General features: G+C 39.5%; 12 protein-coding genes. 3 read left to right on the top strand and 9 right to left on the bottom strand.

Going from position 1 to position 18,010, the window contains the following annotated elements; translation table 11 throughout:
* Nucleotides 1-231: 231 nt before the first annotated feature.
* The 8 genes from icmF to KC820_RS10375 all read right to left on the bottom strand — a co-directional run bounded on the left by icmF (nucleotide 232) and on the right by KC820_RS10375 (nucleotide 9,881).
* Nucleotides 232-3,462, bottom strand: a complete 3,231-nt coding sequence (icmF, locus tag KC820_RS10410) for a fused isobutyryl-CoA mutase/GTPase IcmF (RefSeq protein ID WP_212370817.1) — start codon at nucleotides 3,460-3,462, stop codon at nucleotides 232-234.
* 19 nt (nucleotides 3,463-3,481) lie between these two features.
* A complete protein-coding gene (locus KC820_RS10405; RefSeq protein ID WP_212370815.1) occupies nucleotides 3,482-4,099 on the bottom strand; it encodes a TetR/AcrR family transcriptional regulator in 618 nt (205 codons plus the stop codon).
* A 5-nt stretch (nucleotides 4,100-4,104) separates the two neighbouring features.
* Nucleotides 4,105-5,046, bottom strand: a complete 942-nt coding sequence (meaB, locus tag KC820_RS10400; RefSeq protein ID WP_212370813.1) for a methylmalonyl Co-A mutase-associated GTPase MeaB — start codon at nucleotides 5,044-5,046, stop codon at nucleotides 4,105-4,107.
* Between the two features lie 95 nt (nucleotides 5,047-5,141).
* Nucleotides 5,142-6,281 carry an acyl-CoA dehydrogenase gene (locus tag KC820_RS10395; protein WP_212370811.1) on the bottom strand — a complete coding sequence of 380 codons (1,140 nt, stop codon included), beginning with the start codon at nucleotides 6,279-6,281 and terminating at the stop codon, nucleotides 5,142-5,144.
* A complete protein-coding gene (locus tag KC820_RS10390; protein ID WP_212370809.1) occupies nucleotides 6,278-6,601 on the bottom strand; it encodes a hypothetical protein in 324 nt (107 codons plus the stop codon). Before KC820_RS10390 ends, KC820_RS10395 begins: the two co-directional genes overlap by 4 nt.
* 27 nt (nucleotides 6,602-6,628) lie before the next feature.
* Nucleotides 6,629-7,765 carry an acyl-CoA dehydrogenase gene (locus KC820_RS10385; RefSeq protein ID WP_212370807.1) on the bottom strand — a complete coding sequence of 379 codons (1,137 nt, stop codon included), beginning with the start codon at nucleotides 7,763-7,765 and terminating at the stop codon, nucleotides 6,629-6,631.
* Nucleotides 7,766-7,813: 48 nt separating this feature from the next.
* Nucleotides 7,814-8,665 (bottom strand): 3-hydroxybutyryl-CoA dehydrogenase, encoded by an 852-nt coding sequence (locus KC820_RS10380; protein WP_144089067.1) that lies wholly within the window; start codon nucleotides 8,663-8,665, stop codon nucleotides 7,814-7,816.
* A 31-nt stretch (nucleotides 8,666-8,696) separates the two neighbouring features.
* The gene (locus KC820_RS10375) at nucleotides 8,697-9,881 is read right to left on the bottom strand and encodes an acetyl-CoA C-acetyltransferase (protein WP_212370805.1); all 1,185 of its coding nucleotides are present in this window, start codon (nucleotides 9,879-9,881) and stop codon (nucleotides 8,697-8,699) included.
* Nucleotides 9,882-10,176: 295 nt separating this feature from the next.
* Between KC820_RS10375 and KC820_RS10370 the strand changes: the two genes are divergently transcribed.
* The 3 genes from KC820_RS10370 (at nucleotide 10,177) to KC820_RS10360 (ending at nucleotide 15,417) form a co-directional block, all read left to right on the top strand.
* Entirely contained in the window at nucleotides 10,177-11,058 is an 882-nt protein-coding gene (locus tag KC820_RS10370; protein WP_144089069.1) for an ABC transporter ATP-binding protein, read from the top strand.
* 2 nt (nucleotides 11,059-11,060) lie between these two features.
* Nucleotides 11,061-13,574: an ABC transporter permease subunit gene (locus KC820_RS10365; RefSeq protein ID WP_212370803.1), complete on the top strand. Its 2,514-nt coding sequence runs from the start codon at nucleotides 11,061-11,063 to the stop codon at nucleotides 13,572-13,574.
* A gap of 1,192 nt (nucleotides 13,575-14,766) precedes the next feature.
* A complete protein-coding gene (locus KC820_RS10360; RefSeq protein ID WP_212370801.1) occupies nucleotides 14,767-15,417 on the top strand; it encodes a VC0807 family protein in 651 nt (216 codons plus the stop codon).
* 40 nt (nucleotides 15,418-15,457) lie between these two features.
* On the opposite strand, the gene KC820_RS10355 is transcribed toward KC820_RS10360, so the two are convergent.
* Nucleotides 15,458-17,578, bottom strand: a complete 2,121-nt coding sequence (locus KC820_RS10355) for a (Fe-S)-binding protein (protein ID WP_144088933.1) — start codon at nucleotides 17,576-17,578, stop codon at nucleotides 15,458-15,460.
* Nucleotides 17,579-18,010 lie beyond the last annotated feature (432 nt).

The raw sequence follows: 18,010 nt of genomic DNA, 5'->3' as shown, positions 1-18,010 counted from the left end.
CTCTGAGGATACCCTACCTCTTTTTTTGTCTTCAAGAGTTTTACACAAACTATTGTACGTCATCTGGCCTTCAACATTAATCCGCGAATCTTCAACATTAATCCGCGGAACTTCAACATTAATTCGCATTCCTTCAACATTAATTTGCAATCCTTCAACATTAACTCGAGAACCTTCAACAAATGTAAAAAATCCGAACGAGACTGATGCGTCTCGTTCGGTTTTGTATGATTACATATTTCTTCTGTATTGTCCGCCGACTTCGTATAGTGCATGGGTGATTTGTCCAAGGCTTGCGACTTTCACGGTTTCCATTAGCTCTTCGAAGATGTTTCCGTTTGAAGCGGCTACTTTCTTCAAGCGTTCCAAAGCTTCTTTTGCTTCTGCTTCGTTCGCTTTTTGGAAGTCACGTAGATTCTTGATTTGTTGTTCTTTTTCTTCTTGCGTTGCACGGGCAACTTCCATTGAGTTAATTTCGTCCTCTGATTGAGGATTTGGATTTAGATACGTGTTCACCCCGATGATCGGAAGCTCTCCGGAGTGCTTCATGCTTTCGTAATAAAGCGACTCTTCTTGAATTTTTCCGCGCTGGTATTGACGTTCCATTGCGCCTAAGACGCCTCCACGGTCGTTGATTCTCTCAAACTCTTGTAAAACAGCGTCCTCCACTAGTTGCGTTAGCTCTTCGACAATGAAGGAACCTTGAATAGAGTTTTCGTTTTTCGTCAGGCCGAACTCTTTGTTAATGATCATTTGAATCGCCATCGCACGGCGTACGGATTCCTCCGTTGGTGTCGTGATCGCTTCATCATAAGCATTCGTATGCAACGAGTTCGTATTGTCTTGAATGGCCAATAAAGCTTGAAGCGTCGTCCGGATATCGTTAAAAGCAATTTCTTGCGCGTGTAACGAACGGCCGGATGTTTGGATATGGTATTTCAGCTTTTGACTTCGGTCATTTGCGCCGTATTTTTCTCGCATCGCAATCGCCCAGATTCGACGTGCAACACGTCCGATGACAGTATACTCTGGGTCGAGCCCGTTCGAGAAGAAGAACGATAAGTTTGGTGCAAATTTATTAATATCCATTCCACGGCTTAAATAGTATTCAACATACGTAAAGCCGTTCGCAAGCGTGAATGCCAGCTGACTGATCGGGTTCGATCCCGCTTCAGCGATATGGTAACCAGAAATCGAAACAGAATAATAGTTACGAACTTCGTTATCGATGAAGTATTCCTGAATGTCACCCATTAAGCGCAAAGCAAATTCCGTCGAGAAAATACACGTGTTTTGTCCTTGGTCTTCTTTCAAAATATCCGCTTGAACAGTACCACGCACGACGGAAATCGTTTCTTTCTTAATTTGTTCGCGCTCTTCGTCGTTCGGTTCACGACCATTCTCTTCTATAAATTTATCGATTTGCTGGTCGATTGCCGCGTTGAAATAAAACGCTAAAATAATTGGTGCTGGACCATTAATCGTCATGGATACAGAAGTCATCGGGTGCGTTAAATCAAACCCGTCATACAACTTTTTAATATCTTCAACGGTACAAATATTGACGCCTGATTCCCCAACTTTTCCGTAAATGTCCGGACGCTCATCTGGGTCTTCCCCGTATAATGTAACGGAGTCAAATGCTGTACTGAGTCGTTTAGCTTCCTCATTTTTCGATAAGTAATGGAAACGACGGTTCGTACGCTCTGGTGTACCTTCTCCAGCAAATTGACGTGTAGGATCTTCGCCTTTTCGTTTAAACGGGAAAACACCTGCCGTATAAGGGAATGAACCTGGTACGTTTTCCGTCATCAACCAATACAGACGGTCGCCCCAATCGCTGTATTTCGGAAGAGAAACCTTAGGAATCTTCAAACCAGAGATCGATTCTGTGTTCAAATCGACAGTGAATTCTTTGTCACGCACTTTATATGTTAACTGATCTTGTTGATATTGTTTCTTAAGCTCATCAAAGTTTTCGAGTTGCTCCAAATTGTCACGGTCAATTTGTTTTTCATAGGTTTCGATCAACTCATCAATTTCTTTGACTTCAGCGTCGTTCATCGCTTCTTTAGCGCCTTTTAGTTGATACAATTTGCGCGCAGCTTCACTTTGCTTTTCGGCATCTTTTTTATAATTTTGCACCGTGTCTACAATATCTCGCAAATATTGACGACGTTCTGGTGGAATAATTAAATTTTCTTTTTCGACGATCTTAATTTTCGTATCAAAAGGCACTTCAACATCCCAATCATAGCGTTCATTCAACGTTTCAATGATGGAAGCGAATAACGTATTTGTACCTGGGTCATTGAACTGACTCGCAATCGTTCCGAATACCGGGAATGTTTCAGGGTCTTGATGAAATAACATCCGGCTTCGTTCGTACTGCTTGCGAACTTGACGGAATGCATCTTCTGAACCTTTTTGCTCGAATTTATTAATGACGATAAAGTCAGCAAAGTCGATCATATCAATTTTTTCAAGCTGAGTCGGTGCACCGAATTCCGCTGTCATGACATACATGGAAAGGTCGGTGATTTCAGTTATTTCGGCATCCCCTTGTCCAATACCACTTGTTTCGATAATAACGAAGTCAAAATCAGCCGCTTTTACGACTTGAATTGCTTCTTGAATCGACTTGGACAGTTCGCTTTTCGAATCTCTCGTTGCCAGGGAGCGCATGTAAACACGCGGCGTAAAGATTGCATTCATACGGATTCGGTCTCCAAGCAATGCACCACCGGTCTTCTTTTTCGTTGGGTCGACAGATAAAATCGCGACCTTTTTATCCGGTACTTCGTTAATGAATCGGCGAATTAATTCATCCGTCAATGAACTTTTACCAGCTCCACCCGTACCTGTAATCCCTAAAACAGGGACATTATCATTTTTCGTTGAAAGCTTACTGATGATATCTTCACTCGCGACATCTTCATTTTCCACATGACTAATTAAACGCGCAACTGCTTGATAGTCGCCTTTCTTGACAGCTTCAACGTCTTTATCAATATCCATCGGTGTTGGGTGATCACATTCCTCAAGCATATTGTTGATCATACCTTGAAGACCAACTTCACGCCCATCGTCCGGTGAAAAAATTCGTGCAACACCGTATTCATGAAGCTCTTTAATCTCACGAGGTAAAATAACCCCGCCTCCTCCACCATACACACGGATGTGGCTAGCACCTTTTTCCTTCAACAAGTCGACCATGTATTTGAAATATTCAACATGGCCACCTTGATAGGAAGAGATCGCAATACCTTGAACATCTTCTTGAATCGCTGCATTTACTACATCTTCAACCGAACGGTTATGCCCTAAGTGAATGACCTCGGCACCGCTCGCCTGTAAAATTCTTCTCATTATATTAATCGATGCGTCATGGCCATCAAATAAACTCGATGCCGTAACAAAACGGACGGCATGCTTTACATGATATGGTTTTGTTTGCTGCATGAATGATTCCTCCCTCATTTTAAGTTGCTTGAAAAGCCAGCTGACTTTTCAGTAATTGATACTGCATTTCCATATATTCTTGAAGGGTAAATTCTTTTTGGATTAACCATCTACGGAAGCCCCACATTTGTCCTTGTACGTATACATTATTGGCGACCAACTTCACATTTTTTTCGTCTAACACATTGGCATAGCTGTTGCTAATCACTCGTTCGAGAATCCCAACCATTTCACGTTCTTTTTGCATGACATATTCTTGCTCTTCTTTTGGAAGGGCTTTCAATTCTTGATATAAAATCAATACTTCATCTTGCATTTCATCCATGATTTGAAAATATGCGAACACTGCTTGCCTGAGGGCTTCTTCTGAAGTGGAGTTTCGATCAATGACATTTTCCATTCGTGTCTTGACTTCATCATGTACGGCATCGCAGACTAAAAATAAAACGTCTTCTTTTTTCCGAATATATTCATATAATGTTCCGATGCTGAAACCTGCCGCTTTGGCGATTTCCCGGGTCGTCGCCCGGTGAAATCCCTTTTGTTTAAATAATTGGACAGCACCTTTTTGTAACTGGTTTAATCGTTTCTTAACCAGCGCTTCATCTTTCGTTGATGAAGTGATCCGGTGATCCATCCAGTTCACCCTCTCTTTTTCTCTTTCCACTCTTTATACCAGGCTTCTGCCAACGCATAAGAGTTATCCTCATTTTGAAGCGTCAACTGCTTTGATTCATCTGTTTCAATAAAGCTTTCGACATCTTTCCAAATAGCTTCCTGGATTAATTCATAAACTTCATGACGCAGCTTGTTCGCGCGTCTTTTCTTTCCAAGATCCGTATCTTCGAGAAATCGTTGATGATTTTCGATCGCTTCAAACCATTTATCGAAGCCAAAGTTTTCAACGACACTCGTTTCAACAATTTCCGGCTCAAATGCACGATTTTCGCTGGAAAGATGGATGAGGTCCTTAAGCTGACGTTTTAATTTTTTTACTCCAGGAATATCGGCTTTATTTAAAATAAATAAATCAGCAATTTCCATAATGCCTGCTTTGAACACTTGTAATACGTCTCCGCTATTCGGAGTCAGGACAACAGACGTCGTGTCAGCAACCTTCATAATATCGAGCTCTGACTGCCCAACACCGACCGTTTCAATTAAAATATAGTCGAATCCATAAGCATCACAAGCACGGATGGCATCTTTTGTTGCACGCGCCAATCCACCAAGACTGCCACGTGTCGCCATGCTTCGAATGAAGATCTTTTCATCAGAAAAGTGTTGTGTCATTCGGACTCGGTCACCAAGCAGCGCTCCTCCACTAAATGGACTCGTCGGATCGACCGCGATGACAGCAACCGTGAAGCCTTTTTCGCGTAATAATGTGAGAAATCGATCGACCAATGAGCTTTTTCCTGCACCCGGTGAACCGGTAATCCCGATATAATGCGACTTTTTATCGCTCCGATTAATCAAATCCATTAGTTTCAGCTTTTCTGGATGGTCGTTTTCAATCATCGTAATGGCACGCGCAAGCGCTCGCTGGTTCCCGTGTTGAATTCTTTTTACGAGTTCTTCCATGTGGATCTCCTTCCAGAGATACTTACTAAATCCCAAAAATTCTGAAAATATTTGGTAAAGCGGCACTCATTTTTCGTGCCGCCTTGTACTAAACCTTATTTTGTCACCATACGTCCAACGACTAAACGTTGGATTTCCTGTGTTCCTTCATAAATCTGTGTGATTTTCGCATCACGCATATACCGTTCAACTGGATAATCTTTCGTATAACCATATCCACCAAATACTTGAACCGCTTCTACAGTTACACGCATCGCCGTATCACCAGCAAATAGTTTCGCCATCGCGGATTCTTTTTGATATGGTAAACCTTCTGACTCATTGTAAGCGGCTTGGTACGTCAAGAGACGAGACGCTTCAACTTCTGTCGCCATATCTGCTAGTTTGAAAGAAATACCTTGGTTTTTCGCAATTGGTTTACCGAACTGTTCACGCTCTTTTGCGTAATTCGTCGCAGCGTCAAGCGCACCTTGTGCAATACCAACAGCTTGAGCGGCAATTCCGTTACGACCACCATCAAGTGTCGTCATTGCAATTTTGAATCCGTCGCCTTCTTCACCGAGCATATTTTCTTTCGGAATACGGCAATTTTCGAAAATTAATTCAGTTGTAGGGGATGAACGAATTCCTAGCTTTTTCTCTTTCTTACCGAATGAAAAGCCCTCTGTTCCTTTTTCTACAACAAATGCTGAGATGCCTTTATGTTTCGCATCTTGGTCTGTCTTGGCGAAAACGACATACAAGTCAGCTACTTCACCGTTTGTGATCCATACTTTGTTTCCGTTTAAGATGTAGTCATCGCCATCTTTTTTCGCTGTCGTACGCATGGAAGCAACGTCACTTCCTGCACCTGGCTCAGATAGCGCATAAGCACCTAGCGCTTCACCGGTCGCTAAACGCTGAAGAAAGTTTTGTTTTTGTTCTTCATTTCCATATTTATAAATCGGCCAGCTTGCTAAGGAAATATGCGCAGATAATGTGACACCGATCGAAGCATCCACCCGGGAAAGCTCCTCAACGGCAATCGCATAGCTGACAAAGTCTGCGCCGATTCCGCCATATTCTTCAGGCCAAGGAATCCCTGTCAGGCCAAGCTCTGCCATTTGATCAAAAATTTCTCTGTCGAAACGTTCTTCTTCATCACGTTCCGCTGCTGTTGGCTCGACATCTTTCGTTGCAAAGTCACGAACCATCTTTCGTAACATTTGCTGTTCTTCTGTTAGTTGAAAATTCATATATAGTCCTCCTCGTGTGTTTTATTAATAAGGCTTTTAATTCGTCGATTGACAAGAAGTGGTGCTGATCGTTGAAGTGGACGCTGTGTCTGTTTAAGTGTGCGCGCTGAACGTTCAATGGCTGCGGCTAACTGTTCAAAGATTGCGTTTAACCGTTCAAACATGCGCGCTATTCGTTCAAATGTTGCACTTGATCGTTCAAACATGCGCGCTGAACGTTCAAATGTTGCACTTAACCGTTCAAACATGCGCGCTAAACGTTCAAAGGTTACGTTTAACCGTTCAAAGTCACGCTGTAATCGTTCAAAAGCTATGAACACTCAAACGGCTAAAACAACCCCACCATCCTACTTCAACAACTGCCGACTAATGACAACATTTTGTATCTCGTTTGTTCCTTCGTAAATTTGAGTGATTTTTGCATCTCGGAAATATCGCTCAACTGGGTAGTCTTCTGTGTAGCCGTAACCTCCGAACACTTGAACCGCTTCGATTGCTGTATTGACGGCTGTTGTGGAAGCGAATTTTTTCGCCATAGATGCTTCTTTACTCGTATCTATGCCTGCTTGGTATTTGGATGCGGCGTTATAGACTAATAGTTTTGCTCCTTCGACAGCTGTCGCCATGTCTGCAAGCTTAAATGAGATTCCTTGGTTTTTAGCAATCGGTTTGCCAAATTGTTCGCGTTCTTTTGCATAGTCGGCTGCCGCTTCGAGTGCCGCTTCAGCGATACCGAGCGCTTGTGCCGCAATGCCGATACGACCGATATTCAAGTTAGCTAAGGCAATCTTAAAGCCTTCTCCTTCTTCTCCAAGACGCTGGCTTGCAGGAACTTTCATATTGTCAAAATTTAACGAAACAGTACTAGAGCCATGAAGACCCATTTTCTTTTCGGATTTTCCAATCTCTAGTCCTGGCGTATCTTTTTCAACAATAAAAGCTGTGACACCTTTGTTGCCTTGGTCTGGATTCGTACTTGCAAAAACAATAAATGTATCGGCGTATTCACCGTTTGTAATAAACACTTTCGATCCGTTAATCACATAATGGTCGCCTTCTTTTTTTGCTTTTGTTTTCAAAGAACCTGCGTCACTACCTGCTCCTGGCTCTGTTAAACAAAAAGCGCCGAGATATTCACCGCTTGCTAGTTTCGGTACATAGTGATCTACTTGTTCTTTTGTTCCGAACTTTAGTATCGGAAAAGTTCCGACAGATGTGTGAACGGATAAAATGACGCCAAGTGTTGCGCTCACTTTTGATAACTCGTTAATGGCGATGATATAGGATGTGTAGTCCATACCTGCTCCGCCTTGTTCTTCGTTGACAGGGATTCCCATTAATCCAAGTTCTCCCATTCGCTTGATAATCTCTGATGGAAATTCTTCTTTTTCCATCGATTCAACTTTTGGAGCAACTTCTTTCTGGGCGAAGTCACGGACCATTTTGCGCATCATTTCTTGCTCGTCTGTAAATCGCAAATCCATCCTACGCCCTCCTTTCTAGTAAATTCTTGTTAGTAAAAGTTTCATAGATTACTCGTAAACGTAAAATCCTCGACCAGATTTCTTCCCTAACCATCCTGCATTTACATACTTACGCAGTAATGGACATGGTCGGTATTTGCTGTCGCCAAATCCTTCATGCAAGACTTCCATAATATAAAGACATGTATCCAACCCGATAAAGTCCGCCAACTGTAGAGGACCCATTGGATGATTCATGCCGAGCTTCATCACTTCATCAATCGCTTCAGGCTCTGCTACACCTTCAAACACGGCATAAACTGCTTCGTTGATCATCGGCATTAACACTCGGTTAGCAGCGAATCCAGGATAATCGTTCACTTCCACCGCCGTCTTATTAAGCTTTTCTGCTGTTTCAGCAATTGTTTGATACGTTTCATCAGACGTTTGTATCGCTCGAATCACTTCAACAAGCTTCATAACCGGTACAGGATTCATGAAGTGCATACCAATCACTTGCTCAGGACGTTCTGTAACGGCCGCAATGTCCGTAATCGGAAGTGACGATGTATTGGATGCTAAAATCGCGTGTTTCGGTGTAATTTGATCGAGCTGTTGAAAGACTTTCGTTTTGACGTCCATATTCTCAACGACTGCCTCAATGACTAAATCACAATCATTTGCCTCATTCAACGAGGTTGTCGTTTCGAGATTGTTCAACGTGTTCGTCTTATCCGCTTCGTCCATGCGACCTTTTTCCACATTTCTTGAAAGATGCTTTTCAATTGTTGCAAGACCTTTTTGTAAACTTTCTTCTGCAATGTCGTTTAGTTTCACCTGGAAGCCAGACTGGGCGAATACTTGGGCAATCCCTGCACCCATTTGTCCGGCCCCGATGACCATTACTTTTTCGACTGCCAACTATATAACCTCCTATCGTGAAAAGTTTCGTTTATTGTTTTGGTACTTCGATTAAAATTGCGTCACCTTGGCCACCACCTGAACAAATTGCTGCGATGCCAAGTCCGCCACCACGGCGTTTTAATTCATAAGCCAAAGTCAAAATAATTCGTGCACCACTCGCACCGATCGGGTGACCAAGCGCAACTGCTCCGCCATTTACGTTTACTTTTTCTGGGTTAAGATCTGCGATTTCACCACTAGCTAAGCTGACCGCTGCAAATGCTTCATTGACTTCGAATAAATCAATATCATCAATTTTATAGCCTGTTTTTTCTAGCAGCTTATTAATGACAAGTCCTGGCGTTTCTGGGAAGCGATCTGCTTCAACAGCTAATTCTGCATTTCCAAGAACTGTCGCAAGTGGTGTTTTTCCACGCTCTTCAGCTTTTTTGTCAGACATTAACACCATCGCCGCTGCACCGTCGTTCACGCCTGGTGCGTTTCCGGCTGTAATCGTTCCGTCTTTGTCAAAAGCAGGGCGCAATTTAGCTAATGCTTCTTTAGAAGTTTCACGAGGTGCTTCGTCCGTATCGACTGTAATCGGATCTTTTTTCCGCTGAGGTACTTCAACAGGTACGATTTCTTCAGCGAGTTTGCCCTCTTCAATTGCTTTAAGCGCACGCTCATGACTTTTCGCAGACCATTCGTCTTGTGCTTCACGAGTTAATTTGAATTTTTCCGCCGTACGGTTACCGTAAGTTCCCATATGCACGTTTTCAAATGAGCAAGTAAGTCCATCATGGACCATACTGTCGACAACTTTCTTGTCGCCCATACGCAGCCCCCAACGAGCGTCTGGCAAAACATACGGTGCATTGCTCATCGATTCCATCCCACCAGCAACGATGACTTCTTCTTCGCCTGAACGAATTAACAGATCGCCGAGGGTCACACTGCGAAGACCTGATGCACATACTTTATTAATTGTCTCCGTTTTCGTTTCCCAAGGAATTCCTGCTTCGCGCATAGCCTGTCTGGATGGAAGCTGTCCTTGCCCACCTTGTAAGACGTTTCCGATAATGACTTCTTGCACATCTTTTCCTTCGATTTCTGCACGCTTGACCGCTTCTTTAATGGCGATTCCACCAAGCTGTGCCGCTGTTAACGGTGCAAGAGCCCCGCCAAACTTACCGAATGGCGTACGAGCGCCAGCTACAATAACTGTTTTTGTCATGAAAATTCCTCCCCTTTTTGGTTTCTCATTTCAAATATGTTGACTGAATATTTTATCTTGTAAACGTTATCATCCATTATAACATACTTTCGACTGAACGCTCGCTCAATTTGGAATTTTTGTGAAGGAATTAAGTAGATATACTTTTTTTACACCCTTTTTGGGCATTAATAGCTACTCTTCAAAAAACAACCAAAAGTTTTAAAAGAAAAAAGGAAATATCAATTATTTATAGAAGTAATATACTATGAAATTAATGTTATATTGAACATTATTTAGAAATGAGGTTAAAACAGTGATTTTAGATGTACAGAACGTTCATAAGTCCTACGGAAAGGAAAAAATATTAAAAAATCTTTCTTTTGCTATTGAAGAGCCAAAAATGGTCGCTCTAGTAGGACCAAATGGGTCAGGTAAAACCACTCTTCTTAATATAATTACTGACCTAGTGAATGCTGATTCAGGTGTGATTAAGATAATGAATTTAAGTAATAAAAAACCCGAAATATTTAAAGAGACTTCATATATGCAAGATAATTCAGTCCTTTATGATTATTTGACAGGCTATGATCACTTACAATTCATCGGAGATATTCAGGGGTTATCAAAGCAACAAATATTTTTGGCAGCTGAACGTATAGGTATGGAAGGCTATCTCTTTAAAAAAGTTAGTAAGTATTCTTTAGGGATGAAACAACACTTATTATTGACAATGGCTATATTAAATGATCCAAAATTGCTTATCTTAGATGAACCATTAAACGGTTTAGATCCATCTAGTGCTATTAGAATACGGAACATTCTTTGGGAACTCTATAATGAAGGTAAAACAATTTTGCTATCTTCTCATAACCTTTCTGAAGTGGATCGTTTAACATCACATATTTTGTTCTTGAAAGAAGGCCATCTAATTGCTGAGGATTTATCTCTTAATCAAAGAACACTTTATGAAATAACTGTTAATGACCCACGGGCAGCTGAAAAGTATTTAGAAAATCATAATGTGGGGGTTAAACATATGGGAAATAACCAAATAGCTGTATTTATGCATGGGGATACTCTCCAAAATGTTTTGCAATCATTATTAGATAACAAGATAAAAGTACTCGATTTGAACAAGAAAGTTACGGGCTCTGAAGATCGTTATCAAATGGTTTTTGAACAAAAGGATGTTTAATGATGAACCTGCTAAAATTTGAGATCAAAAAGATTTGGAGACAGAAAAAGATATTTTGGTTACTACTTATTTTGATTTTATTTATGAGTTTCCAATATTACCAAAATACATTACACCAAGATAGTTTTATAGATCGTTTATACGAGTCAACTGAACCGTTAAAGGCCAACGTAACTGAAATTGAAAGGGAATTAGATGAAAAAAGAGTAAATAACCAGTTAAATGAGTTAGAAAAACAACAATCTGTATATATTAAAGATATGAAGGCTGCCCTTCAACATTGGAGAAGTGCCATTTATTCAGAAGAGTTACATAACCTCCCTCAGCTAGAGCATGAATTTCTAAAAAGCTTGCAAAATTACTTGAATAAAGATGGTGAGTTTGAAGCTTTAACTGGACTTAATCTAGAATATGTAATCCTAAAAAATACCTGGATGATTGATCATAATTTATCTATTGAAGATGAGGACTATCCCATCTCACCACATTTATTTATGTTAGAGACAGGAGATTTATTATTTGGTGTTCTTGGAATCATCCTGTTATTGCTTATTTTCGGGAATATATTATCCATTGAAAGGGAACAACAAACGTGGTTTACATTGAAAACTCAACCAATTAAAAAATCCAGCATTATACTGTCTAAATATTTTACATTAATAAGTATGTTGTTTCTTTATGTAGTTGTGGTTGTGTTTATCGGAATGTTATTGCCTATTATACTAAATGATCACCATTTACTTTTAAACTATCCTCAAATCATATTCTCTGAAAACAAAATTAGGATTATTTCTTCGTTAACATATTTTTTATTTAAAACACTATTGTTCTTTGGAGCTGGAATTATATCATTTAGCCTATTATTACTGATTAGTATGGTTTTCAAGAAATCGTTTAGTAGTTTAATAGCAACTTTTTTCGTTTTACTAATTGGCCATTATCTAACTACGATTACAGATTTTTCAGCTCCCATGAATTTGTTTCATCATTATCAACTCGGAGATATTATCATCGAAAATCGAGATATCTGGTATTATCCATTATTTGCAGTTTTATGGGCTATATTAATAGTACTAATAACGCTTTACATCCCAGAAAGACAAGCAGACCTTTTAAACGCCCAGTATCAAAAATCGGTCTTTAATTCAGGTGATACAAATTCAAAAAGAGGAGCACTTATAAATACGGTTATATTTGAATTAAGGAAACTGTTTCGAAAAGGTTATTTTCTGCAAGTAATATCCATTCTTTTTTTGTTAATTGTTATAGGTTATTTTTTTCTTAATCAAGAAGCAGATAAAATAGAGACTGAATACTTTAAACAATTAAACGATGAAGCGGTTGCTATCCAAGAAGAAATGATCCCTATGTATGAAAAAAAATTATTTGAATACGAGGATAGGTATGAGAAAACCAACGATAAAAGTGAACGTGAATATATTAAAAAATACATTGACGGAACAACCCAAGTTATTAATTTATATAAAGAACGTGTAGAAAAAATCGAAAAAGGAGTTAAGGAATATGAACTAGGTAACTGGGAAGCATTTCACGAACTACAACTATTTACAATAAAGTTGGTAAACGGCGATTTTGATGAGTCTTTACATTATATAGAACATAATTTCGATCATCAATTCCAGTATGAAGTAAGTGTCGAAGAAAAGGAATGGTCTATTAAAAATAATATTCAACCTATTTTTCCTGGTGAATTTAGGCCTACAGTCCACGATGACTGGGGAGATAATCCTCAGGGGGAAATCAATCGTGATGCTTGGGAGGAAAGAAATCATAAGGTTAATTCAAGTGGCTTATATACCCTTTATCACTTCTATGAATACTATCTTTATCTAATACCGCTTGGTTTGTTTTTGTTTCTATTAGGTGGTGGATATGCCGCTGAAAGAGGTAAGAAAAATACAATTCATTTTCTTCAAACGCAACCAATCTCTAAAACAACTATTTTTTTAGGAAAAATTTTGTCCTCTTCCTTGATTTTCATCGTAAGTTATATTGGGTTAATGGTTTTACTCCTTTTTCTAGGTACGATTACTGATCGATTCGGGGATTGGAACTTTCCTATACTACACTATGATAGTTTAAGTTCAACGTCTTCAGTAGGTTATACGGGCACTATAACAGATTATGAAAATTATGGATTTCACTTCACACCATTAGGCAACTATTTATTGAAATGTATAGGTCTTCTTTTCATGTTAACCATTTTGGTTATTACTTTATCTGGTTTCATATCAACCTTTATCAAAAACACCTTTGCTGTGATGGTTTTTACAGTTTTAGTACTAGTTAGTGGACATTTTATTAGCATTGAATACCTATCAAAGTGGGCATTTTTATCACCTTTTATATACTTGGATCTGTTTAAAGTTTCAAATGGTACAATGGCAACCTTATTAGATCAAAGCTTAATTAATACTACTATGGGAATCGTAACTTTATTTGTTTCCAGTTGTTTACTGGTTTATTTTAGTTGCATTATATTGAAACGAGATTAGTAACTGATAATTTATTTCCTTTCCCTTAAAGTTACTTCTTTACTAACACAAACTTAACACTTTTTTCTTCCAGTAACTTTTAAATTTCTTATGATGTTTCGGTTGATAATATACTCGTTCAGAAAACTCGATAATTATCTATAAAAATATTTTTATAATTTTCAAATAATTTTTAAAAATTTATTTATAATATAAACCATTTATAGTATAATTGGGAAAATAAAAAGAAAGGAGGTTAAAAACTTTAAGAATAATAAAGTAATAATAATATCAATATTTATGGTTCTGTCAATGCTCTTCATTTCAACTACAGCTTCTGCCTACGCACCTGACAGAATAGAGCGGATGTTCCAAGAGGTTACAAAAAAAGGTGATTATGAGTTTTATGGAACAACTGCTTACCAAAGGTATTACCGAGGATATCTACCTTATTTAGGACTAGGACTATCAGGAAACTTTCATATTTATTCGGGTTATCTTTATAGAGATGACTTACCTTATCCTATTTACTAGATTAAATGATAATTACACCGGTAGCCTATTACACGGATTGTTTTCAAATTTAAAATTCAATAATAAACATATGAGTAACTTAGTCATAATTCAGGAAATAGCCATGGGGAGCTGGGACAAATCTAAATTATAAACTCAGAAACACGAATGACAATCTAATTTTAGCGTAGGAAATATACGAAGACTTCTGCGGGAGCAAAAGCCTAGGTGAGACCCCGCAGTGCGAAGCACGAGGAGGCTCAACAGCTGCCAGCGATATAGAAGACACTGCGATTTATCGCAGATGTCGCCTTATGCCCTGTGGGTAAAAGCGGAGTATATTTCCGAAGCGAGTTTTTTTCCGCATTACTAAATTAGAATGTTCGTATCTGAGTCAACTTTAAAGATTTTGTCCCAGCCTCTTCATGATTCTTCGGAGAAATATAAAATGGTATAAATATATCTAACTACTTCTTTTATGGACAATTAAAATACGTATAGATACTATTAAATAGTGTTCGAGACCTAAAAGAACGCTCACGAGAATATTGAGAGAATTTCACAGTCAAATCACGAGCTCATCTAAAAACGCAGAATATTTACAGAGGTACAATATAACAATTTGCTTTCAAGCGACTGAACGAAGAAGTGATTTCACTCATGGAAAGAGCCACCATAATCTATCGGGAGAGTCGAAATAATGAATAGAAAGATAGCTTTGTTGGATTTAATATTTTATGTTGGCCTACCGTTACTCATTTGGAATCAAGGCAGGGAGCTCATCGGTGATTATCCAGCGATGCTACTATCAACGGTTCCTGGATTCATCTATACGCTTTATCGATTTTGGCATGAACGACGGGTGAATATTACCGGGATTTTCATCATTACCACATTATTGATTGGTACTTCGCTTGACTTGCTTGCAGGATCTGCGGAAAAAATGCTTTGGTATCAAGTTTATTTCGGTTTTGCAATAGCCGGATTTCATGCAATCTTTTTATTGATTCGAAAGCCATTAGCGCTATACTTTGCTGTCGATTTTGTTTCCTTACAAGGGTTTGACCCGGCTGATAGCAAAAGACTTTTTAACCAACCGACTATATTCAAATGGTTTCAATGGATTCAATTTCTTTTCGTTATCCGGGGAGTTACTTTGGGATATTTAAAAATGTGGCTACTTCAAACGTACGGCATCGATGGCTATGATGCTATGTTGATCTACTTGCGAGTGGTTGGGTGGATTTTCGGAGGCACAATCACGGGTCTATTTTTTTATACAAGCATACCGATTCAGAAGTATTTACAATCAAATGGCATGCTGCAACAACAAAATTCCCTAGAAAGATAGTCTTTCGCATCTTTCTAGGGAATTATATTTTTCAAAACTATTACGCTGGTTGATCTTCTTTCTCTGGAACTCCAAAGATTGATTCTTCCAATACTTCAGCAACGTCTCGTGTTTGAACGGTTTCATCGACTTCTTTTGCTTTTGTTCCATCACTGATCATCGTTAGACAGAATGGACAAGCACTGGAGATCGTCGTTGCTTCTGTACGTAAAGCTTGTTCTGTACGAGCCACGTTGATGCGGTTTCCTGTCGTTTCTTCCATCCACATCAAACCGCCACCAGCTCCACAGCACATTCCGTTTTCCTTACTACGTTCCATTTCAACGACTTCAACGCCAGGTACGTGCTCCAAGATGTAACGCGGCGGGTTGTAAATGTCGTTGTAACGTCCAAGGTAACAAGAATCGTGGTACGTAATTTTCTCATGAATTGCTTTTTGTGGCTTCAAGCGACCTTCTTGAATCCACTCGGCCAGAAGCTCTGTATGGTGGAATATTTCCGCTTCTAGACCAAAATCAGGATATTCGTTTTTAAAGATATTATAAGCGTGTGGGTCGATTGTAACGATTTTCTTAATATCGTTTTTCTCGAATTCTTTAATATTCTTCTCCGCAAGCTCTTGGAACAAGAATTCGTTTCCTAAACGACGAGCTGTATCACCAGAGTTACGCTCTTTGTTTCCAAGAATCGCGAACTTAATGCCTGCTTTGTTCATCAAGCGAGCGAACGCTAATGCGATCTTCTGACTACGGCTGTCATAAGAGCCCATGGAAGAAACCCAGAATAAGTATTCAAATTCTTCGTCTTCTTTTTTCAATTCTTTAACTGTAGGTACTTTAAGCGTATCATCTTGGTCTCTCCAATTTTCACGGTCTTTCTTGGAAAGTCCCCAAGGGTTTCCTTGACGCTCGATGTTCATCATTGCACGCTGTGCTTCAGGGTCCATTTTCCCTTCAGTCATTACGAGGTAACGACGAAGATCGATAATTGTATCGACGTGCTGGTTCATAACCGGACAAGCATCTTCACAGTTACGGCATGTCGTACAAGCCCAAAGCTCTTCTTCTGTTACAACGTCACCGATTAGATTTTTTTCCATAACTTGTTGAGCTAGCGTACCGTTTGGTTCATCTGCTACTTGATTTCCAGTGCGTCCTGCAAATGCATACGTTGGAACCCAAGCGGAACGTCCAGTCACTGCAGCCCCTTTTTCAGACAAGTGGTCACGGATTTTTAGTAATAAATCCATCGGAGAAAGCATTTTACCTGTGCCGGATGCTGGACAAACGTTTGTACAACGGCCACATTCAACACACGCATATAAATCTAGTAGCTGCAGATCGCTTAAATCTTCTACTTTTCCTGCTCCGAATGTTGGTTCTTCATCGGATTCTTCCATTTCATCAATGTTGAAATCAATTTTTTTCAATTTTCCATGCTTCTTATCTTTCGTGAACAATACGTTTGCTGGACCTGCAATTAAGTGAGCGTGCTTGAATTGTGGCACGTACACTAAGAAGGCCAACAACACGAGCAAGTGAATCCACCACATGACGAAGAACACAGCTGCTGCAGCGGTTGGACTCATCCAGCCGAATGCCCAAGCGATGGAGGATGCGACAGGCTCTGTCCATGTTAAATCATGTCCATGCCAAATAATCGCCATTCCGTTACCTGCTAAAACAGTTAACATTAGTGATCCGATAAAGTAATACACGAGGCCCGCTGCAAATGTTTTCTTCAAGCGGACAAGCTTTTCGATGTAACGACGGTAGAATCCCCAAATGACCGCAAATAAAATAACTAATGCTACGATCTCTTGGAAAAACTTAAAGCCTGGATATAAAAATCCGAGTGGTAAATGGGAGCCTGGCACGAGTCCAGCCCAAATGAAATCGATTGCACCAAACTGCACTAAAATAAATCCATAGAAAAACATAACGTGAATGGCACCGGATTTTTTATCTTTCAACAGCTTTTTCTGTCCAAACACATATACCCAAGCATCTTTCAGGCGCTGTTTAATCCCTTCATCAAACTCTGTTTTTCGACCGAGCTTAATATAAGCAATTCTTGTTCGGACAATTTGTACGAATAAGAAAATCGCGTAGGCCGTTACAGCAAGAAAGGCAAGCGCATTAATGATCAACAACGTCTCCATTCTTTTCCCCCCATATTCTTATGATGAACTGACAATTGATTATTCCTTATCACTATCTTAACAAAAAAAGTTGTTTAAAAAAGGAATAATCTGAATTATTTCGTCTAATTAAGGAGCATCCCGTTTTGAGATGCTCACAAATTAAGTATTATTTAGCTCTATTATACAATGAATGAGCATTCAGTCAATCGATTTATTTATTTTCAGACAATTGTTTAGGGTGGCGCTAGCGCATCAGGCCCTGTCTTTCTGGTGATTGACGGGCTCTAAAAATTTTACGGGAGGTGTGCATTTTTCGAACACGGAAGGACACATAATTTCATTTGTTCCGTTCTTGAGAGCGCTCCTCGAACACGGAAGAAGGCGTTTTTTCCTTCCCGGCTTGAGAACATAAAGTTTGAGTCACCTTAAAACAAAAGAAGAAAGCTTTTC

Origin of the sequence: Allobacillus saliphilus (assembly GCF_018138385.1) — a bacterium.
GTDB classification, from domain to species: domain Bacteria; phylum Bacillota; class Bacilli; order Bacillales; family Alkalibacillaceae; genus Allobacillus; species Allobacillus saliphilus.
The sequence above is the reverse complement of the archived record's forward strand: the minus strand, read 5'-3'. Positions and strand labels throughout refer to the sequence as shown.